The following is an 18,948-nucleotide window of genomic DNA, read 5'->3' on the forward strand; positions in this document are numbered from 1 at the left end:
GCAGGCCGGCTCCGGTCCCCGGGGGCGTCCCGGTGGTCGTGCGGGCCGGCGCACAGTGGACCCATTGGAACAGCAATCTATTGAAAATGTCAACCATTGAAGAATGGTGCTAAATCGGCGGGTCTCCGGTGGATCTGCGGGCCCCGGGGTCTGGACAATGTGATCCAGCTCTCTCTACGCTGAGAAACAAATAGTGGATTTTTTCAACTATTGGCTTTGACGACTGTTTGAGGAGACGATCGCATGCGCAATCAGGGACTGGGATCCTGGCTCGTCCGGAGGCTCGAGAAGTCCGGCCCCAAGGTGGCCGTGGTCCACGGCGAGCGCACGCTGACGTACCGCGAGCTGCACGACCGGTCCCGGCGCCTGGCGACGGCCCTCGCAGGCCAGGGCGTGGGCCCCGGGGACCGGGTGGCCTTCCTCGGGGAGAACAGCCCGGCCTTCCTCGAGACGATGTTCGCGGCGGGGGCGCTCGGCGCGGTGCTCGTGCCCCTCAACACGCGCCTGGCCGTCCCGGAGATCCGCTACCAGCTCGAGGACGCGGGCGTCTCGGTGCTGATCCACGACGCCGCCCTGACGGGCCTGGCCGAACCGGCGGCCAGGGAGCTGGCGCGCGTGCCCCGCTGGGTCGTGGCCGAGGAGGACGTGGACGGGGTGCCCGCCCTCGAGACGGTGATCGGGGCGGCCGAGCCCTGGACGGAGGACGTCCCGGTCGGCCTGGACGACCTCGCGGTGATCCTGTACACCTCCGGGACCACCGGCCGGCCCAAGGGCGCCTGCCTGACCCACGGCAACTTCACCTGGAACTGCGTCAACGTCCTGGTGGACTACGACGTGGCGGCCGACGACGTCGCGCTCATGATCTCGCCGATGTTCCACGTGGCATCGCTCGGGATGGGGGTGCTGCCGACGCTGCTCAAGGGCGCCACGCTGGTGCTCGAGTCCAAGTTCGTGCCCGGCCGGGTGCTGGAGCTCATCGAGGCCCACCGCGTCACCTGGCTGTCGGGGGTGCCGACCACCTATCAGCTGCTGTGCGAGCACCCGGACTGGGACAGCACGGACCTGTCCTCGCTGCGCAAGCTCACCTGCGGCGGCTCCGCGGTGCCCATGCGGGTCCTGGACGCCTACGAGAGCCGCGGACTGGCCTTCACCGCCAGCTACGGCATGACGGAGACCGCGCCGGGCGCCACCAACCTGCCGGCGGCGAAGTCCCGCGAGAAGGCCGGCTCCTCGGGGCTGCCGCACTTCTTCTCCGACGTGCGGATCGTGGACGCGGCCGGGGAGCCCGCGGGACCCGGCGAGGCGGGGGAGATCCTGCTCTCGGGGCCCAACGTCATCCGGGAGTACTGGAACCGCCCCGATGCGGCGGGCTCCTTCGAGGGGGAGTGGTTCCACTCCGGGGACCTGGGCTATCTCGACGAGGACGGCTACCTGTTCGTCTCGGACCGGATCAAGGACATGATCATCTCCGGCGGGGAGAACATCTACCCGGCGGAGGTCGAGGCGGCCATCCTCGAGCTGCCGGAGGTGGCCGCCGTGGCGGTCATCGGCGTGCCCGACGAGAAGTGGGGCGAGGTGCCGCACGCCGTCGTCGTGCCCCGGGAGGGCCAGGAGGTCACCGCGGACGCGATCCAGGAGCACCTGGCCGGGCGGCTCGCCCGCTACAAGGTGCCCAAGACGCTGAGTCTCGTGGCGGAGATGCCGCGCACCGCGTCCGGCAAGATCCGCAAGAACGTGCTGCGCGAGCAGGCCGCCGGCTGAGGCGCACGCGCGGCCGGCACCACGCCCCCTGGGCGGCCGGGCGGGCCGCGGCGCTGGACGCCTCCACCGCTTCTCATCTAGCCTCCCCTGCACGGCCTGATCGCCGGACTCCTGTCGGGGGACAGGAGGGACGAGGGGAGAACGAGTGAACAAGACGCTGCCGGTCTGCGTGCTGACCGCCGCGACGGCCGCTTCCATCGGGCTGACCGTGCCGGCCGAGGCGGCCGTGACGCTGCACGCCGACGGCACGGGCTCCGTGGGCCGGGACGACGTCCTGCGGGCCGTGGACTGGACCGACGGCCGGCTGCAGACCTCCGCCGCGGAGCTCGACCTCGTCGCCGAGACCGTCACCGTGGCCACGGCCACGTGGGAGTGCGTGCAGGAGGCCACGGGTGCCGTGGCCGTGCAGGAGCGGCGGACGACGACGACGTCCCGGGCGGACCTGGTCGCCACCGTGCAGCGGAGCTCCGTGACCGGTGCCGTCACGGGCTTCGAGCTGCAGGGCTTCGCCGCGGACGCCGTGGCCGTCTCGGTGGTCGAGGGCCCGGAGCTCGACGCCTGCCCCGGGAGTGAGAACGGGCGTGAGCACGGGAGCGAGCACGAGCCCGGGGCGTGGTCCCGGGTGCCGCGGTCCACCGAGCGGGCGCAGGAGCAGACGGGCCCCGCCCTGGAGATCGTCCACGAGGGTGTGGCGCACCCGGTGCCCGTCGAGCGGGGTGCCGCGGCCTGAGCGCGGCACGGCGAGGCCGGGAACGTGTCGTCGCAGGTCGGACGGGGGTCACAGAAGGGTCACGCCGCTGGATCCGTCCTCGCGACTGCATTAGCGTTCGGGAAAACGGCCCGGGAGGATCTCCCCGGTGCCGGGGGACAGGGGAATGGGGAAGCACATGCAGAAGGTGTTCGTGGTCCTGGCGGCTCTCGCGGCGGCGGGGGCGTCGATCGGGCTGACGGTGCCGGCCTGGGCGGCCACGCAGCTCCACGAGGACGGCACCGGCTGGGTGACCGGCGCCGACGCCATGGCCGCGCTCGGCTGGAACGAGGCGACGCTGCAGGCCAACGCGGCCTCGCTCGAGTTCGTGGCCGAGTCCGAGTCGGTGACCGCGATCTCGTGGGAGTGCGCCGGCCCGGGAGGCTCGGAGGTCCTGGTGCAGCGGACGGACCTGGTGGTCACCGAGACCCGGGGGATCGCCAGCGCGCCGGGCGCGCTGTGGGGGAAGGTCGTCGGCTTCCGGCTGGAGGGCTTCGACGGCCGGGGCGCCTCGAGCGCCGTTCCCGAGGGTCCCGCGCCCCAGTCCTGCCCCGATCCCTCGTGGACCCCGGTGCCGGAGAGCATGCGGACCGTGGAGGAGAAGGGCGAGCCGGTCCTGGCGGTCGTGCACGACGGGGTGCAGCACCCGGTCCCGGCCGGCTGAGCCCGTTCAGCCGCGCGGGGCGCCCAGGCGCCCGACGACGTCCCGGACCGCCGCCACGATCCCGTCCACCTGCTCCGGGGTCACCTCGGCGGACAGGGTGAACCGGACCGCGGTGGTGGCGACCTCGGCCGGGATCCCCATGGCGGTCAGCACGTGGGAGGGCTCGGTGTCCCCGGCGGAACAGGCCGAGCCCGAGGAGACGAGCAGCCCGCGCGCCTCCAGGTCCACGAGGACCGTCTCGCCGTTGACGCCGGGGAAGCAGAACGAGGCGTTCCCGGGCAGCCGCGCCGCCGGACGCTCCCGCGGGTCCGGTCCGGTCAGCACCGCCGTGGGGACCGCGGACAGAATCCCGGCGATCAGCCGGTCCCGCAGCCCGGCGAGCCGCACCGCCCGCTCCGGGCGCTCTTCCGCCGCGAGCCGCAGGGCCGTGGCGAAGCCCACGGCGCCGGCCACGTCCGAGGTCCCGGAGCGCCGGCCGCGCTCGTGCCCGCCGCCGCTCAGCAGCGGGCGCAGCGGGGTGCCCCGGCGCAGGTACAGCACCCCGGTGCCCTTGGGCCCGCCGATCTTGTGCCCGGCGAGGCTCAGCGCCGCCACGTGGAGCGCTTGTACGTCCAGTTCCAGCGCCCCGGCCGCCTGGACCGCATCCGTATGGAACGGGACGTCCCGCGCCCGAGCCACCGCAGCCAGTTCGGCGATCTCCTGGACCGCACCCGTCTCGTTGTTCGCATGCATCACGGATACCACCGCGGTGCCCGCACGAACAGCCCCCGCGAGGGAATCGGGCTCCACGAGTCCCTCGGCGGTCACGCCCAGCTCGGTGAGCTCGAAGCCGTCCCAGCGGGCCAGGTCACGGGCCGAGCCGAGCACGGCGGAGTGCTCCACCGCGCTCGTCACCACGTGCGTGCGCGCCGGGTCCCGGTCCCGGCGCCCCAGGGCGATGCCCTTCACGGCGAGGTTGTCCGCCTCGGTCCCGCCGGAGGTGAACACGACCTCGGCGGGACGGCAGTTCAGCACCTGCGCCACCGTCGCCCGGGCCCGGTCGAGGCCGGCGAGGGCCCGCCGGCCCGCCTCGTGGTGGCTCGAGGCGTTGCCGAACTCCTGCGTGAGGTAGGGCCACATGGCCTCCAGCACCTCCCGCCGGACCGGGGTGGTCGCGGCCGAGTCGAGGTACAGCACGGTCATCCCGTCCCGGTGCCGGGGCGGTGGCCGAGCCCGATGTCGAGACCGAGGTCCAGGTTCCGGGCGGAGTGGGTGAGCGCGCCCACCGAGATGACGTCCACCCCGGTGGCCGCGATGTCCCCGACGGTCTCCAGGCTCACGCCGCCGGAGGCCTCCACGGTCGCCCGGCCGTCGATGATCGCCACACCGCTCACGAGGTCGTCCACCGAGAAGTTGTCCAGCAGGACCGTGTCCGCGCCGCCGGCCAGGACCGCCTCGATCTGGTCGAGGCGGTCCACCTCCACCTCGAGGTGCACCGTGTGGGGGAGGCGGCGGCGCAGCTGCCGCAGGGCGCCGGCCAGGTCGGTGCCGTCGGCCGTGAGCAGGGCCAGGTGGTTGTCCTTGGCCATCACGGCGTCGGAGAGGGAGTGCCGGTGGTTGTGCCCGCCCCCGCTGAGCACGGCGTGCTTCTCGAGCACCCGCAGCCCCGGGGTGGTCTTGCGCGTGTCGGCCACCCGGGTCCGCGTGATCGTGCCGGGCGGGAGGTTCGCGGCCTGCTCCACGCGGGCGACCGTCTGCTCGACGGCGGCGACGTAGCGGGCGGTCAGCGTGGCGATCCCGCACATCCGCTGGGTGAGGTTGAGGGCCACGCGCTCGCCGGTCAGCACCGCCCGGGCGGGACCGGTCACCACGGCCAGCGTGTCCCCGGCCTCGAACCGGTCGCCGTCGGCGCGGACCAGCTCGACGGCCACGGCGGGGTCCGCGGCGGCGAACGTCGCGGCGAAGACCTGGCCGCCGGAGAAGACGCCGGGTTCGCGCGCCACGAGCTCGGCCCGGGCGGTGGTGCCGGCGGGGATGAGGTGCTCGGAGGTGATGTCGCCCCAGGGGGCGTCCTCGGCGAGCCCCCGCTCCACGACCTCGGTGATGGCGGCTCGGGTCAGCATGCGGGGATCCTCTCCGGGATGTCGAACATGCCGGCATCGACATGTTCGCTGATCGGTGCGTGGTGGGGGGTCGTGCTCGGGACGGACTCCAGGAGCCAGAACGTGCGTCGCGCGCGGGCGGGGTCGGAGGCCGGGAAGTCCTCGCGGAAGTGTGCCCCGCGGGACTCGGTGCGGTGCAGGGCCGCGGCGGTCACGGCGCGGCCCACGGTCAGCAGGTTCCGGTCCTCGACCGCGCGGCGGGAGAGGCCGGCCGGTGGGCGGAAGCCGGCCAGCCGCCGGGACAGTGCCTCGAGCCCCGCGCGGTCGCGCAGCACGCCGGCGCCCGCCCACATCGCGTCCTGGAACTGTGCGCGGTCGAACGGCGCGGTCTTCCCGTCGAACGGCACAGCCTTTGCGTCGACCGTCTCGGTGTCCTCGTCGACCGGCACGGCGTTCCAGCCGAACGGCGCAGTGCTCCGGGACCGGGCGGCCGCGATCCCTGAACAACCGGCCGCCGGCAGGCTCTCGGCGCGGCCGGACAGGACTAGGCAGACCGGGGCGTCGTCGGCCGCCCGGCCGGTTCCCGGCGCGTCCGTGCGAAACGCGTCGGCCTGTACTGCATCGGCCACGCGGGCCCCGAAGACGGCTCCCTCCAGCAGCGAGTTGGAGGCCAGCCTGTTGGCGCCGTGCACGCCGGTGGCCGCGCACTCGCCCACGGCGTAGAGCCCCGGGACGGTGGTGCGGCCGAAGCCGTCGGTGGCCACGCCGCCCATCAGGTAGTGGGCCGCCGGAGTGACGGGGACCGGTTCCCGGGACCAGTCGACGCCGTGCGCCCGCAGGGCGGCGTCGATCGTGGGGAAGCGCCGGGCGAGGAACTCGGCGGTGGTGCCGCTCCCGTGCGGGCCGGGCGGGGCCATGCGGGTGCAGTCGAGCAGGACCGGCCGGCCGCCCTGGGCCAGGGATCGGCGGACGTTCTCGCGGGCCACGACGTCGCGGGGAGCGAGCTCCGCGAGCGGGTGCGCGTCCTCGAGGTAGCGCCGGCCCGTGGCGTCCCGCAGCACCGCGCCCTCGCCGCGGACGGCCTCGGAGACCAGGAAGCAGCCCGGGGCCGCCAGTGCCGTCGGGTGGAACTGCACGAACTCGAGGTCCGCCACGGCGGCGCCCGCCCGCAGCGCCGCGGCGACGCCGTCGCCGGTGGCCACGACCGGGTTGGTGGTGTGCGGATAGAGCTGCCCGGCCCCGCCGGTGGCGAGCACCACGGCGTCAGCGGTCAGCTCGCGCGGCCGGTCCCCGGGACCCGTCAGGACGAGGGCCCCGGCCGCGCGGCCGCCGGGCCCGAGCACGAGGTCGACCAGCATGGTGTGCCGGGAGATCACCAGCCGGCCCGCTGCCTCGGCGGCCAGCGCGGCGGCCAGGAGTGCCCGCTGGATCTCGCGGCCGGTCGCGTCGCCGCCGGCGTGCAGGATCCGGGGCACGGAGTGGGCCCCCTCGAGGCCCTCGAGCCAGGGGGAGTCCGCTCCGGCCTCGCGGTCGAAGCCGACCCCGCGCGCCACGAGCTCGTCGACAGCGGCCGCCGACTCGCGCACGAGGACGCGCACGGCGTCGTCGTCGCACGTCCCCGCCCCGGCGGCGAGGGTGTCCCGGACGTGGAGCAGCTCGGAGTCGCGGCGCTGGCCGGCCGGGAGCCCGGCCGTCATGGCCGCGATCCCGCCCTGGGCGCGGGCGGTGCTGGTCTCGTCGAGGGCGTCCTTGCTCAGCAGCGTCACGTCGAGCCCGTGGCGGACGGCGCCCAGGGCGGCCGTGAGACCGGCGACGCCGGTCCCCACCACGAGCACGCGCGGTGCCGGGTGCGTGCTCACCGCGGCAGCGCCGCCAGCATCCGCTCGAGCGCCACCTCGGCGTCCCGGGCGGTTCCGGCGTCCACGGAGATCCGGTTGATCACGCGCCCGGCGACGAGCTCCTCGAGCACCCACGCGAGGTAGCCGGGGTGGATCCGGTACATCGTGGAGCACGGGCAGATGACGGGATCGAGGCAGAAGATCGTGTGCTCGGGGTGCTCGTCGGCGAGCCGGTTGACCATGTTGATCTCGGTGCCGATCGCGAAGGTGCTGCCCGGCTCGGCGGCCTCGACGGCCTTGCGGATGTGGTCGGTGGAGCCGCTCTCGTCGGCGGCGTCGACCACGGGCATGGGGCACTCGGGGTGCACGACCACCCGCACTCCGGGGTGCTCGGCGCGGGCCTTGTCGATCTGGGCCACGGTGAAGCGGCGGTGCACGGAGCAGAAGCCGTGCCAGAGGATGACCTTGGCGTCCTGCAGGTCCTGCGCGGTGTTCCCGCCCAGGTCCTTGTTCGGGTTCCACATCGGCATCTGTTCCAGGGAGATCCCCATGGCCTTGGCGGTGTTGCGGCCCAGGTGCTGGTCGGGGAAGAACAGCACGCGCTGCCCGCGCTCGAACGCCCACTCCAGGACGGTCGCGGCGTTGGAGGAGGTGCACACGATGCCCCCGTGCCGGCCGCAGAACGCCTTGAGCGCCGCGGAGGAGTTCATGTAGGTCACGGGGACCACGCTCTGCCGGTCGTCGTCGCCGGTCTCCCCGAGGACGTCCATGAGCTGCTCCCAGGCCTCCTCGACGGAGTCCTCGTCGGCCATGTCCGCCATGGAGCAGCCGGCGGCGAGGTTGGGCAGGATCACGGACTGGTGGTCGCCGGAGAGGATGTCGGCGGTCTCGGCCATGAAGTGCACGCCGCAGAACACGATGGCCTCGGCCTCCGGCTTCGACCGCGCGGCGCGGGCCAGCTGGAAGGAGTCGCCGAGGAAGTCGGCGTGCTTCACGATCTCGTCGCGCTGGTAGAAGTGGCCGAGCACCACCACGCGCTCGCCCAGCGTCTGCTTGGCGGCGGTGATCCGCCGGTCGAGCTCCTCGGCGGAGGCGTGCTGGTACTCCTCCGGGATCACGGGCTGGGCGGGGGCGCCGGCGGGCACCGTGTCGGTCTCGGAGGCCCCGGGGCCGTAGCCGGCGGCGACGGCCGGTGCGAAGTCCCACGGTCTCGCCGCGAGATCGGTGCTGCAGGTGCTGGTGGCCGGGGCGGTGCCCGGGAGGTCGGCCGGCTTCTCGGTCAGCAGGTCGATGCGGGTGGCGACGGAGGTCATGTCTGCTCCTGGCTGGTGCGGCCGGCCGGGGTGCGGTCGGCGAGGTCGAGGTCGGAGTTGTAGCGGTAGAGCCGGGGCGGGCGGTGGCGGGTGCCCTCCAGGCGGGTGCCGGTGTCGAGGACGGCGCCGGAGGCGAGCACCTGCCGCCGGAAGTTGGCCGGGTCCAGGGGAGCGCCGAGGATCGCCTCGTGCACCTCCCGCAGTGCGGCGAGCGTGAAGGTCTCGCCGAGGAAGGAGTGCGCCACGCGGCTGTAGGTGATCTTGTTGCGCAGCCGGTAGAGGGCGTAGTCCACGATGTCGCTGTGGTCGAAGGCCAGGGGCGGCAGCTCGGTGGTGCGCATCCACGTGACGTTGAGGTCGGCGTGGAGGTCGGAGGCCTGGTCCGCGCGGATCGAGGCCCAGTAGACGATCGAGACGACGCGCTCCTCGGCGTTCGCCGAGCGGGTCAGGCCGCCGAAGGCGTAGAGCTGCTCGAGGTAGCCGGGCTGCAGGCCGGTGGTGAGCTGCAGGGAGCGGGCGGCGGAGGCCTCGAGGTCCTCGTGCGGTTGGAGCGGCCCGCCGGGCAGGGCCCACATCCCGCGGAAGGGATCGCGGATGCGGCGGACCAGGGGCAGCCAGAGCTCCTTGCGGCCGTCGGGGCCGGTGTCCCGGGCGGCGAAGATGACGGTGGACACCGCGAGTGCCACGTTCTGCGCGCTCATCGTCACCTCCTCCCTTGCGTCGGTCTTCAGGTTGCATTGACTCTAACACTGTTAGGGTCAATTTGACGTTAACGAAGTCGTGACCATGGTGGCGCTGACCTGGCCCCATGAAAACGCGGGTTCTTCGGCGTCCACAGGGGTTGCTCCGGCGCGGCGGAGGGCGCTTACCATCTGAGCCATCCAGCCGGTCCGTCGGGGGCGTGGCAGAGCGAAGCGGGGAACTCCATGGTCCGGTCCAACCCAGTCGGCACGGCGATCGGGGGTGCCGCCCTGGCTGCGCTGCTCCTCGCGGGGTGCGGCACCGACGACGACGGCGCCGCGGCGTCGCCTTCCAGCGCAGCCTCGTCGGCCTCGGCGACATCGGCGACGCCCGGTCCCGACGCGACTCCCGACGCCTACGTGCCGGCCTCGCTCGACGGGCCTGCGCAGAACGTGCCGAAGCCTGTCATGCCGGCCCTGGCGAAGGAGGAGTCCCGGGAGGGGGCGCAGGCGTTCCTCGACTACTGGTCGGACGCGATGTGGTACGCCTACCAGACCGGTGACACCTCGTACGCGCGGGAAATTACGGCTCCATCCTGTGAAGTATGCAGGGAAGAATTGGCGACCGTTGAACAAGCTTACGAACTGGGCGCGTGGCTGGTTGGCGGCAGGGAAACGCTTGAAATACAGGAAAACCCTGTTGTGCGAGCAGCGGATGGAATATATAAACCTGTGGTCAAAGGGTGGTCAGAAGGGGGAAGGCTCGTAGAAGACGGCGAGGTGACGTATGAAGAAACCTCTGAAATCGACCCAAACAAGCCATTTCTCGTTTACCTCGATTACAAAGGCCAATCTTGGACCTACATAACTGCGGCGGCGATCTCGGGTGGCTAAATATTGGACCTGTATAGCACTTCGAGGAACTTTACTTGCATTGCTCTGGGCTAACTTTGCGACGATGCCTGCCAGTGCGGAAGAAGGCCCCTCGGTGGCGGATCGAATTAATAAAAAAGCACTGAATAACGGAATTGGTGACCAAATATCCGGTAGTTCACTTAAGGATGTATCGGTATCCGCGGATGGAAAAGACATTCACCTTGGTGCAGAAATGCGCGAAGAGCGGCAATCTATTCAGTCCCCCAAGACGGCGGCAAAAGAAGCCAGTAACGCCGTCCCGGTCGACTACGACCCCGACGAGGACCCCGTCTTCCAGAAAGCCCTCCGCCAGTACCTGAGCGACCAGGGGATCGACCGGCCGTTCAACCCGGACGCCATCGCGCGCTCGAAGTCGCAGACGTTCGGCCTGCAGAACCCCTGCACCAACCGGACCGGCGGGGCTCTGGACGACTGCCTGGCCGAGCGGAACTGCACCACGGCCGACGGTGGCGAGGGCGTCTACATGAACGTCGTCGTCCGGCAGGACGTGGACCTCAACACCCCCTGGGGCGAGCCGATGTGCGTGGCGGTCGCCGAGGCGGAGGGCGGCGAGGAGGTCGTCGAGCTGCCGACCTTCACCCTGCAGGACTTCAGGACGCTCGCCGTCGCGCCCGCGGCCAGTGCCGTCCAGCCGGCCCCGGACACGCTGAGGGGCATGCACACCAACGTCTGGGCGGAGGCGCGGCCCCAGCAGTTCAGCACGGAGCTGGGCGGGTTCCCGGTGCAGGTGCGCGCCGTTCCCGTCCAGTACGCGTGGGACTACGGGGACGGCACCGGGCTCGGCCCCACGGAGCTCAGCGGCGCCCCGCTCGCGGAGGGGGCGTGGGACGTGCAGACCGACACCAGCCACGTCTACACCGAGACCGGGGACTACGCCGTCTCGCTCACCACCTGGTTCTCCGGCGAGTACTCCGTGGCGGGCGGTCCGTGGCTGCCCGTGGCAGGGCTCAACGACGTGGCGAGCGCGCCCGTGCCGATCAGCGTCTGGCGCTCCACGGTGCGCAACTACGCGGACGACTGCCTCGAGAACCCGCAGGGCGTCGGCTGCTGATTTCCGCGCCGACCGGTACGTCGTCGGACTCTGGTGGGATGATCGATGCACATGGTTCCCCGGTCCCCGGGAAACCCGGTCAGCGGTCCCGCCGGTGCACACGCTCCGGACGGGGAAAGGGGCGGAACAGTGACGATCTCCGGTCCGTGGGTGCTCCACTTCAGCTGGGGCTGCACCGACGACTACGGCCGGGTGGGCCTTGTGTTCAACCCGGACGGCACCTTCTCGGGCGGCGGCTTCTCCGGCGCCTGGCGCCAGCACGACGGCACGCTGCTGATCCGCTTCGCCGACGGCCCCGCGCAGTACGGCGGCACGGTCACCGGCAGCGCGGGAGCGGGGGCGATGTCCTGCTTCGACGGCTCGCCGGGCGGCTGCTGGTACCTGGTCAGGCGGGGCTCCGCCGATGGGCCCGAACCCGCGGACAGCAGCGCCGGTCAGCCGGCGGACGTCGCCGGGCGGAGGCCGGCCTCCGCGGGGACGGCGCCCGGTGAACTGGACGCCGCGGGCAACCGGATCTGATGCGGAGAGGTGGACAGGCAATGACCACGGACCACGGACACCGGGGCGGACACGGGCCGTTCTGCGGTGTGATCCCGCCGTACGTGCACGAGCAGATGGCGGTGCACGGGGACGAGCAGACCCGCAGGAACGCCCTGGCCGCACTGGCCGTGGACACCACGGTCCGGGCGGAGCGGCTGATCGTGGACCTGACCGCCCGCTCCGTCGCGGCACAGGCCGCCGCCCACCGGGAGCGCAGGGTGTACTCGGCGGGCAACACCGCCGAGCTGCCGGGCGCGCTCGTGCGCTCCGAGGGGGATCCCGCCAGCGCGGATCCCGCCGTGGACGAGGCGTACGAGGGGCTGGGCTCCACGTTCGACCTCATGCAGGAGGTCTTCGGCCGCAACTCCCTCGACGACGCCGGCATGCCCCTGCTCGGCACGGTGCACTACCAGGACAAGTACAACAACGCGGCCTGGGACGGCCGGCAGATGATCTTCGGGGACGGTGACGGCCAGTACTTCAACCGCTTCACCGCCGCGGTGGACGTCATCGGGCACGAGCTCGCGCACGGGATCACCACGCACGAGTCCGACCTGCTGTACATGTACCAGTCCGGGGCGCTCAACGAGCACTTCTCCGACGTCATCGGGGCCATGGTCAAGCAGTACGTGTCCGAGCCCCGGCAGACCGCGGCGGACGCCGACTGGATCATCGGCACCGGTCTCTTCACGAGCGCCGTCGACGGCGTCGGTCTCCGGTCGATGAAGGCACCCGGCACCGCGTTCGACGACGACGTGCTCGGCAAGGACCCGCAGCCGGACCACATGTCCCGGTTCGTGCACACCCTGGACGACAACGGCGGGGTGCACATCAACTCCGGCATCCCGAACCGGGCCTTCTGCCTCGCGGCGATCGGGCTGGGCGGCTACAGCTGGGACCGGGCCGGCCGGATCTGGTACGCCGCGATGCGGGACCCCGAGCTGCGGCGCCTGCGGTGGACCGCGCAGTTCAAGGACTTCGCGGGCCTCACCATCAAGCACGCCGTCACCCTGTACGGACCCGCGGAGCGGGACGTGGTGGCGGACGCGTGGCAGCAGGTGGGAGTCGCGCCCGAGGCGACCCGGGCGGTGGGTGCCCTCGCGGACGAGTGGGTGCTCCACTACAGCTGGGGCTGCACGGACACCTACGCGCAGACGCCCCTGACGTTCCACGAGGACGGGTCCTTCACCGGCGACCTGACCGGCAAGTGGCACCAGCAGGACAGCACCCTGCTCCTGTCCTTCGACGCCGGCTCGGCGCGGTACGCCGGCACGCTCGCGGGGGACGTCGCCACGGGTGCCATGTCCGACTTCGAGGGGGCGGACGGGTGCTGGCGCCTGACCAGGAAGGGCGCCACGGGTATAGTCGGGAACTGATTCCCCATCGGCCCCGCCGGTCCCCGCGGAGACCGGCCCGGGCCACCCGCGTCCTACGGAGGGACGGTGCCGTTCATGGCGAGAGTCAGCTACCGCCGCGAGGGAGGCATCGCGTACTTCCCCGGGCTGGCCGTGGAGCGGAGCTTCGAGACCGAGTCCCTGCCCCGGGCGCAGCAGGACGCGCTCCTCGACCTCTTCGAGACCGTCCGCGCGCACCGGCTGGAACCGACCGCCCCGGCGGCCCGCCGCGGCACGGCCGACCAGCAGTCCTACGTGATCGAGGTCCAGGAGAGCTCCGGTGTCCGGCGCCTCGTGGTGAGCGAGTTCGACCAGGACCCGGCGGCGCAGGAGCTGGTGGCGCGGCTGCGCGACTGCGCGGACCAGTGCGAGTCCGGCGAGGAAGCATGAGGGGAATTCGGGCCCACGGGAGGTCATCCGGGGTCATGCCGCGCCGCCGACCCGCCCCCGAGGTGGGACGTTAGCCGCCGCAAATGCATCGCCCCTTATCAGAGGGGGGTTCGGTGGTTACACTCGGCCGGACTTGACCGCCGCGCCCACCGCCAGGAGTCCGAGATGTCGAACAGATCCCGCGCTCGTTCCGTCACCCTTCTCACGGCGGCCGCCCTGGTCGTATCGGGGGCTCCGGCCCTCGCGGCCCCGCCGCCGACGCTCCTGCGGCAGCCTGATGCGCCTCCGCTCGTGCCCGCCGCCAACGAGCTGGTCGCCACGGCCGAGACCTATCCGGAGGCGGACGCGAACCTCTACACCGTCTCGGTGGCCCGCAACGGCGTGCCCGTGGAGCCTCGTGGCTTCGCCCTGGACGTGCAGCAGGTGGTCGACGCCGCGCTGGACGACCTGCAGACCCTGGGCTCGGCCCCGGACGACCCCCTGCTCGTGCTCAACCCCTTCGGCACCAACACCACGGGCGTCTACGCCCAGTTCGGGACCGAGGGCGGCGGCACCCTGACCTACACCGTGAGCTCTCCCGGCACCGAGGACTTCACGCGCGTCGCGAAGGACCACGACCCGAGCGCCTCGTCGTTCGAGGGACAGCTCATCGGGGTGGTCCCGGGCGCCGAGAACACCGTGACCACCACCTGGCAGCCCGACGACGGCGAACCCGTGGAGTTCTCGTTCACCGTGACCGCTCCGCCGAGCGCGTCGGGCGACCGCACGACTCTCGACCGCACCGTGGTGGGGAACGCTGAGGAGCTCACCGACGGACTGTTCGCGGTGATGGGGCTGAGGCGCCACGTCGACTACACCCTGCTCTACGACAACGCGGGGGTGCTGCGCGCCGAGTTCGACCTCGACGGCTACCGCACGGACCGCCTGGAGTTCTACGGCGACACCATGGTGACCACCGTCGGGAAGGACCAGGTGGCCCGCATCGACGGCCTCGGCCGGGTCGTGGCCACCTACGTCCTGACGGGCTACGAGATGCACCACGACTTCGACATCACCGACGACGGCAAGGTCGTGACCCTGGCCACGGAGACCGCCAAGGGCAGCGTGGAGGACGTCCTGGTGTCCCTGGACCTGGAGACCGGGACCTACGAGAAGACGATCGACTTCACGGAGCTCCTCGCCGACTACAAGTCCCGCACCCAGCCCTACGGTCCGAACGGGGTGGACGACTGGCTGCACCTCAACTCGGTCGACTGGTCCGCGGACGGCGACTCCGTGATCGTCAGCGCGCGGGAGACCTCCGCGATCCTGAAGGTCGACGACGTCCACGGGAGCCCCGCGATCGACTACATCATCGGCCAGCGCGAGGTCTGGGCCGGCAGCGACGCCGAGGGCCTCCTCCTCGAGAAGGCGGGGAACTTCCCCGACACCGGCGGGCAGCACTCGGTGGTGCGCCTCGACGACGCGGCGCTGGCGGACGGCCAGTACTACCTCACGATGTTCGACAACTCGTTCTGGAGCATGAGAAGCCGTCCGGACTACACGGCCCCTGTGCCCGTTGGGACTTCCCCGGTGTCCACGGCGGACCCCTCCCTCCGCTCGGAGTACCGGAAGTACCTCGTCGACGAGAACGCCGGGACCTACACCGAGGTCGAGACCGTTCCCGTCCCCTACTCCGCGATCGTCAGCAACGTGCAGGACCTCGGCGGCCCGCTCGTGATCAACAGCGGCCAGGCCCTGACGTTCGCCGAGTACGACGCCCAGCGCGAGGTCGTCGCCCGCTACGGCTACGCCCTCGAGGGGGCGACCGAGAACGACTTCGCCTACCGGGTGCTCAAGTACGACTTCGGCGACTTCTGGTTCGCCGGCTCCTGAGCCGGCGCGCCGGCGGCAGGAACGGACGGCAGCGCCGGGACCCCGCGCGGTCGCCCCGCCTCAGCTCGCGTTCAGCACGAACTGGTTGGCTGATCGGTGCGAGGGGATCCCCGGGACACAGGGAGAAGCTGACGGTGCCGGCCGCGGAGCGGAAAGCCGCGGACGGCACCCGTCCCGGAGACCGGGGCCCGCACGCGTCCGAGGAGTTCGCGCGCGGGCCCCGGGCCCTCGCCCGCCGAGGTTCGGCCCCGCGGCGAGCGAGTCCTGGCGCCGGGGACGGCACCGCAGCCCGGTGCACACGGCAGGATCTCCCGCTCGGAGCGCGACCCGGACGACACGGCCCCGGAGCTCCACGCCCGGCCGCCGGCTCCTGGGACGCCTGAGCCGCAAGCCGGTTCACGCCTGTCCCGCGGACTCCGCCCACTCGGCGACACGGGCGCTGCTCTGCTCCGGGGAGAGGTCCTCGACCCGGGTCATGACCGACCAGCGGACGCCGAACGGGTCCCGGATGCTGCCGAAGCGGTCGCCGGAGACGAATGTGCTGACGGGTTCGCGGACGGTGGCGCCGGCGGCCACGGCGCGCGCCACCACGGCATCGACGTCCGGGACGTAGAGGCCCAGGGAGTAGCAGTCGTCGTCGCCCGCGGGCGGCGGGACGAGGTGGAAGTCGGGGTTCACCTCGCCCAGCTGGAGACGTCCGGCGCCGAGGTCGAGGGTGGCGTGCACGACGACGGGCGTCCCGTCGGCCCCCGGCATGTCGGTGCGGTCGACGAGGACGGCCCCGAAGACGCGGGTGCAGAAGTCGATCGCCGCGGCGGCGTCGACCACCGCGATGAAGGGGGTCAGGGACGTGAACCCGTGGGGCGTCCCGTCGGTCGTGTGTGCTCCGGTGGCCCCGCGGAGGTTCTGCTCTGTGCTCATGCTCCGAGCCTAGGGAGGGGGCCGAGGCCGGTCTTGAAGATTTCCGCCACCCTCGGCTGGTTACGCTCGTGCCATGAGCGAGCCGCCCACCACGCGGGGCCACCTCACCCCGGGACCGCACGCCACGGTCGTGCGCCTGCCCGCGCCCGACGACGTCGCCCATCTCGTCCGGCAGCTGTGGATCCCGGAGTGGGACCTGCCGGCAGGGGAGCGCGTCGAGCAGCTGGTGCTGGGCTATCCGGCGAGCAACGTGGTGGTCGAACCGGACGGAGCGGCGCTGCACGGACCCACGAGCCGTGCGTCCACCCGGGTGCTCACGGGCTGGGGCTGGGCGGTCGGGGCGCTGCTGCGACCGGCAGGGGTCCTGCTGTTCACCCAGCGCCCGGCGGACCTGCTCGACGGATCGGCGCCACTCCCCGCCCCCGGACTGCACCCGGCCGTCGCGGAGGCCATGACGGCAGCGGACCCGGCCGGCCGGCACGCACAGGCGGCCGCCCTGCTCGCAGACCACGTCCGGGCGCTGGCGGCGGCCGTGTCCCCGGCGGCGGTGCGGGACGGTGCCGTGGCCAACCGCATGGTCGACCTCCTCGAGGCGGGCGCCGACGTGCGGAGCCCGGCCGACCTCGCCCGGCAGCTGCACGTGTCCGAGCGCTCGCTGCAACGGCTCGCGGCCCGGTTCGTCGGGATGCCGCCGCAGCTGCTGCTCCGTCGTCGTCGGCTCCAGGAAGCGGCCGAACGGATGCGCGCGGACCCGGACGCGGACCTGGGTGCACTCGCCGCGGAGCTGGGCTTCGCCGACCAGTCCCACCTCACCCGGGAGTTCCGGTCGGTGCTGGGCGCCACCCCGCGCGGCTACGGGCGCGCCCTGCCGGGGCGGGAGGTCGGGTGAGGGCCCCGGGGGCCTGTGGCCGTTCCTGGTCGGGTCGGGACGGCGGATGCTGATCGTGGCCCTGCCTGGCCGGGTCGGCGGATGCTGATCCGGCGCCGGCGCGAGGGCCGCGGCCCCGGATCAGGCGACGGTGCCGGGCCGGCCGTTCTTGGCCACCACGCGCTCGCCGGCGCGCTGCCAGGCCGTCATGCCCCCGCGGAGGCTGGCCACCTGGTAGCCGGCCTCGGCGAGCTGCCGGGCGGCGTTCGCCGACCGGGCGCCGGACCGGCAGACCGTCACGACCTGCCGGTCCTTGGACAGTTCGCGCTGACGAGTGGCGATGGCCTCCAGGGGGATGTGCCGGGCGGCCGGGGCATGACCCGCGCGGTACTCCTGGGGCGTGCGGACGTCGACGAGCACGGCCCCGTCGTCCAGGAGCTCCCGTGCACGGGCGACGTCCACGGTCTCGTAGCTGGTGCCGAAGAGGCGGCTGAGGAGTCCCACGGTTCAGTCCTTCCTGGGAGCGGTCGAGGCGTCCGTGCGGCGCGGGGCGTGCGTCCCGCACCGCACGGGTGCTGTGGTGCTGTTCTGCATGAGAGGTCCTTCCGCTCCGCCCGACGAGTTCGGGGTGTCTGGTTCGATAATACCCCCTGGGGTATGTATGGCACCAGTTGTGAGGAACGAGACAACAGGGGCGCAAATAACTTCGCGGGATCTTCCGTTGAGACGGAAAGAACCAGTTCCCTGATGAAAGGCCTCCCCGTGCCGCACTCCACCTTGTCCACGCCTGTCACCCTCGGCTCCCTCGAGCTGCCGAACCGCCTCGTCATGGCACCGCTCACTCGGATGCGCTCCGGTCGTGACGGCGTCCCCGGCGAGCTCAACGTGGAGCACTACACCCAGCGCGCCTCGATGGGCCTCATCGTCACCGAGGGCACGTACCCCGACGTGGTGGGGCAGGGCTTCGCCTACCAGCCCGGCATCGAGACGCCCGAGCAGGTCGAGGGCTGGCGCCGGGTGGCCGAGAGCGTGCACGCCGCCGACGGCCGCCTGTTCATGCAGGTTATGCACGCCGGGCGCGTCACGCACCCGGACATCAACGGCGGTTCCCAGCCGGTGGCCCCCAGCGCTCTCGCGATCGAGGGGAAGACGCACACCTACCAGGGCAAGGCCGACTACCCCGTGCCGCACGCGCTGACCGCCGAGGAGCTGCCGGGCGTGGTGCAGTCCTTCGTCCGGGCCTCGCGCAACGCGATCGAGGCGGGCCTGGACGGTGTGGAGATCCACGGCGCGAACGGCTACCTGCTGCACGAGTTCCTCGCGCCGGGCGCCAACCAGCGCACCGACGAGTACGGCGGCTCCCCGGAGAACCGCGCCCGCTTCGTGGTCGAGGTCGTCCGGGCCGTGGCCGAGGCCGTCGGCGCGGAGAGGGTCGGCCTGCGGATCTCGCCCGAGCACAACATCCAGGACGCCTGGGAGACGGACCACCAGGACGTCCGGGCCACGTACGCCGCTCTCGTCGACGGCATCCAGGACCTCGGCCTCGCCTATCTCTCCGTGCTGCACAAGGAGCCGGAGGGGGAGTTCGTCCAGGGACTGCGCACCCGCTTCGGCGGCGCCTTCCTGGCCAACAGCGGCTTCAGCGACGTTCCGACCACCCGCGAGGAGAGCGTGCGGCTGATCGAGGAGGGCGTGGCGGACGGCGTCGTCGTCGGGCGCCCGGCGATCGCGAACCCGGACCTGGCACGGCGCTGGGCGGAGGGTCTGCCGGAGAACGTGCCGAACCCGCGGACCTTCTACACGCAGAGCGCCGAGGGCTACACGGACTACCCGTTCGCGCAGGCCTGAGCCACTCTTCGCGTTCCACCCGGCCCTGCGGGGCGCGCGG

18 protein-coding genes are annotated in these 18,948 nt (G+C 72.2%); 11 read left to right on the plus strand and 7 right to left on the minus strand.

Annotated elements, in window-relative coordinates; genetic code table 11:
* Nucleotides 1-243 precede the first annotated feature (243 nt).
* The 3 genes from ACPYN7_RS09325 (at nt 244) to ACPYN7_RS09335 (ending at nt 3,173) form a co-directional block, all read left to right on the plus strand.
* Nucleotides 244-1,761, plus strand: coding sequence for an acyl-CoA synthetase (locus tag ACPYN7_RS09325; RefSeq protein ID WP_058873352.1), 1,518 nt, complete (start codon nt 244-246; stop codon nt 1,759-1,761).
* 145 nt (nt 1,762-1,906) lie between these two features.
* Nucleotides 1,907-2,491 (plus strand): hypothetical protein, encoded by a 585-nt coding sequence (locus ACPYN7_RS09330; protein WP_058873353.1) that lies wholly within the window; start codon nt 1,907-1,909, stop codon nt 2,489-2,491.
* 145 nt (nt 2,492-2,636) lie between these two features.
* On the plus strand, nt 2,637-3,173 hold the full coding sequence (locus ACPYN7_RS09335) for a hypothetical protein (RefSeq protein WP_058873354.1): 537 nt from the start codon (nt 2,637-2,639) through the stop codon (nt 3,171-3,173).
* A 6-nt stretch (nt 3,174-3,179) separates the two neighbouring features.
* Here the strand turns inward: ACPYN7_RS09335 and ACPYN7_RS09340 are convergent, their stop codons facing one another.
* Genes ACPYN7_RS09340 through ACPYN7_RS09360 form a run of 5 tightly spaced genes read right to left on the minus strand, consistent with a single transcriptional unit; the run spans nt 3,180 to nt 9,106 of the window.
* Complete coding sequence (locus ACPYN7_RS09340) at nt 3,180-4,349, minus strand: cysteine desulfurase family protein (protein WP_058873387.1); 1,170 nt, start codon at nt 4,347-4,349, stop codon at nt 3,180-3,182.
* A gap of 2 nt (nt 4,350-4,351) precedes the next feature.
* Nucleotides 4,352-5,275, minus strand: a complete 924-nt coding sequence (nadC, locus tag ACPYN7_RS09345; RefSeq protein WP_058873355.1) for a carboxylating nicotinate-nucleotide diphosphorylase — start codon at nt 5,273-5,275, stop codon at nt 4,352-4,354.
* Entirely contained in the window at nt 5,269-7,113 is a 1,845-nt protein-coding gene (locus ACPYN7_RS09350) for an L-aspartate oxidase (RefSeq protein WP_424347454.1), read from the minus strand. The genes nadC and ACPYN7_RS09350 overlap by 7 nt, the downstream gene beginning before the upstream one ends.
* The gene (nadA, locus tag ACPYN7_RS09355; RefSeq protein ID WP_424347455.1) at nt 7,110-8,405 is read right to left on the minus strand and encodes a quinolinate synthase NadA; all 1,296 of its coding nucleotides are present in this window, start codon (nt 8,403-8,405) and stop codon (nt 7,110-7,112) included. Before nadA ends, ACPYN7_RS09350 begins: the two co-directional genes overlap by 4 nt.
* Nucleotides 8,402-9,106 carry an NUDIX hydrolase gene (locus tag ACPYN7_RS09360; protein WP_058873358.1) on the minus strand — a complete coding sequence of 235 codons (705 nt, stop codon included), beginning with the start codon at nt 9,104-9,106 and terminating at the stop codon, nt 8,402-8,404. The genes nadA and ACPYN7_RS09360 overlap by 4 nt, the downstream gene beginning before the upstream one ends.
* 225 nt (nt 9,107-9,331) lie before the next feature.
* Between ACPYN7_RS09360 and ACPYN7_RS09365 the strand changes: the two genes are divergently transcribed.
* The 6 genes from ACPYN7_RS09365 (at nt 9,332) to ACPYN7_RS09390 (ending at nt 15,271) form a co-directional block, all read left to right on the plus strand.
* Complete coding sequence (locus ACPYN7_RS09365) at nt 9,332-9,979, plus strand: DUF6318 family protein (protein WP_424347456.1); 648 nt, start codon at nt 9,332-9,334, stop codon at nt 9,977-9,979.
* 214 nt (nt 9,980-10,193) lie between these two features.
* Nucleotides 10,194-11,072 (plus strand): PKD domain-containing protein, encoded by an 879-nt coding sequence (locus ACPYN7_RS09370; protein ID WP_424347457.1) that lies wholly within the window; start codon nt 10,194-10,196, stop codon nt 11,070-11,072.
* Nucleotides 11,073-11,201: 129 nt separating this feature from the next.
* Nucleotides 11,202-11,591 (plus strand): hypothetical protein, encoded by a 390-nt coding sequence (locus tag ACPYN7_RS09375; protein WP_424347458.1) that lies wholly within the window; start codon nt 11,202-11,204, stop codon nt 11,589-11,591.
* Nucleotides 11,592-11,611: 20 nt separating this feature from the next.
* Entirely contained in the window at nt 11,612-12,988 is a 1,377-nt protein-coding gene (locus tag ACPYN7_RS09380; RefSeq protein ID WP_424347459.1) for a M4 family metallopeptidase, read from the plus strand.
* A gap of 75 nt (nt 12,989-13,063) precedes the next feature.
* Nucleotides 13,064-13,396, plus strand: a complete 333-nt coding sequence (locus tag ACPYN7_RS09385) for a protealysin inhibitor emfourin (protein WP_424347460.1) — start codon at nt 13,064-13,066, stop codon at nt 13,394-13,396.
* Nucleotides 13,397-13,561: 165 nt separating this feature from the next.
* On the plus strand, nt 13,562-15,271 hold the full coding sequence (locus tag ACPYN7_RS09390) for an aryl-sulfate sulfotransferase (protein WP_424347461.1): 1,710 nt from the start codon (nt 13,562-13,564) through the stop codon (nt 15,269-15,271).
* A 396-nt stretch (nt 15,272-15,667) separates the two neighbouring features.
* Here ACPYN7_RS09390 and ACPYN7_RS09395 read toward each other — a convergent pair whose 3' ends face one another.
* A complete protein-coding gene (locus tag ACPYN7_RS09395; protein WP_058873364.1) occupies nt 15,668-16,192 on the minus strand; it encodes a VOC family protein in 525 nt (174 codons plus the stop codon).
* 73 nt (nt 16,193-16,265) lie between these two features.
* On the opposite strand from ACPYN7_RS09395, the gene ACPYN7_RS09400 reads away from it, so the two are divergent.
* Nucleotides 16,266-17,081 (plus strand): helix-turn-helix domain-containing protein, encoded by an 816-nt coding sequence (locus tag ACPYN7_RS09400; protein WP_424347462.1) that lies wholly within the window; start codon nt 16,266-16,268, stop codon nt 17,079-17,081.
* Between the two features lie 120 nt (nt 17,082-17,201).
* Here ACPYN7_RS09400 and ACPYN7_RS09405 read toward each other — a convergent pair whose 3' ends face one another.
* Nucleotides 17,202-17,564, minus strand: a complete 363-nt coding sequence (locus ACPYN7_RS09405; RefSeq protein ID WP_424347463.1) for a rhodanese-like domain-containing protein — start codon at nt 17,562-17,564, stop codon at nt 17,202-17,204.
* A gap of 243 nt (nt 17,565-17,807) precedes the next feature.
* On the opposite strand from ACPYN7_RS09405, the gene ACPYN7_RS09410 reads away from it, so the two are divergent.
* Nucleotides 17,808-18,908, plus strand: coding sequence for an alkene reductase (locus ACPYN7_RS09410; RefSeq protein WP_424347464.1), 1,101 nt, complete (start codon nt 17,808-17,810; stop codon nt 18,906-18,908).
* Nucleotides 18,909-18,948: the final 40 nt, after the last annotated feature.

The organism is Kocuria sp. CH-021, from assembly GCF_049716185.1.
Lineage (GTDB): Bacteria > Actinomycetota > Actinomycetes > Actinomycetales > Micrococcaceae > Kocuria > Kocuria cellulosilytica.

Excerpts from the sequence above, each read along its gene's own strand:
- ACPYN7_RS09395 (WP_058873364.1), bottom strand. The coding sequence starts at position 16,192 with ATGAGCACAGAGCAGAACCTCCGCGGGGCCACCGGAGCACACACGACC.
- nadA (WP_424347455.1), bottom strand. The coding sequence starts at position 8,405 with ATGACCTCCGTCGCCACCCGCATCGACCTGCTGACCGAGAAGCCGGCC.
- ACPYN7_RS09400 (WP_424347462.1), top strand. The coding sequence starts at position 16,266 with ATGAGCGAGCCGCCCACCACGCGGGGCCACCTCACCCCGGGACCGCAC.
- ACPYN7_RS09380 (WP_424347459.1), top strand. The coding sequence starts at position 11,612 with ATGACCACGGACCACGGACACCGGGGCGGACACGGGCCGTTCTGCGGT.
- ACPYN7_RS09335 (WP_058873354.1), top strand. The coding sequence starts at position 2,637 with ATGGGGAAGCACATGCAGAAGGTGTTCGTGGTCCTGGCGGCTCTCGCG.
- ACPYN7_RS09390 (WP_424347461.1), top strand. The coding sequence starts at position 13,562 with ATGTCGAACAGATCCCGCGCTCGTTCCGTCACCCTTCTCACGGCGGCC.
- ACPYN7_RS09385 (WP_424347460.1), top strand. The coding sequence starts at position 13,064 with ATGGCGAGAGTCAGCTACCGCCGCGAGGGAGGCATCGCGTACTTCCCC.
- ACPYN7_RS09325 (WP_058873352.1), top strand. The coding sequence starts at position 244 with ATGCGCAATCAGGGACTGGGATCCTGGCTCGTCCGGAGGCTCGAGAAG.
- ACPYN7_RS09360 (WP_058873358.1), bottom strand. The coding sequence starts at position 9,106 with ATGAGCGCGCAGAACGTGGCACTCGCGGTGTCCACCGTCATCTTCGCC.
- ACPYN7_RS09410 (WP_424347464.1), top strand. The coding sequence starts at position 17,808 with ATGAAAGGCCTCCCCGTGCCGCACTCCACCTTGTCCACGCCTGTCACC.
- ACPYN7_RS09365 (WP_424347456.1), top strand. The coding sequence starts at position 9,332 with ATGGTCCGGTCCAACCCAGTCGGCACGGCGATCGGGGGTGCCGCCCTG.
- nadC (WP_058873355.1), bottom strand. The coding sequence starts at position 5,275 with ATGCTGACCCGAGCCGCCATCACCGAGGTCGTGGAGCGGGGGCTCGCC.
- ACPYN7_RS09370 (WP_424347457.1), top strand. The coding sequence starts at position 10,194 with ATGCGCGAAGAGCGGCAATCTATTCAGTCCCCCAAGACGGCGGCAAAA.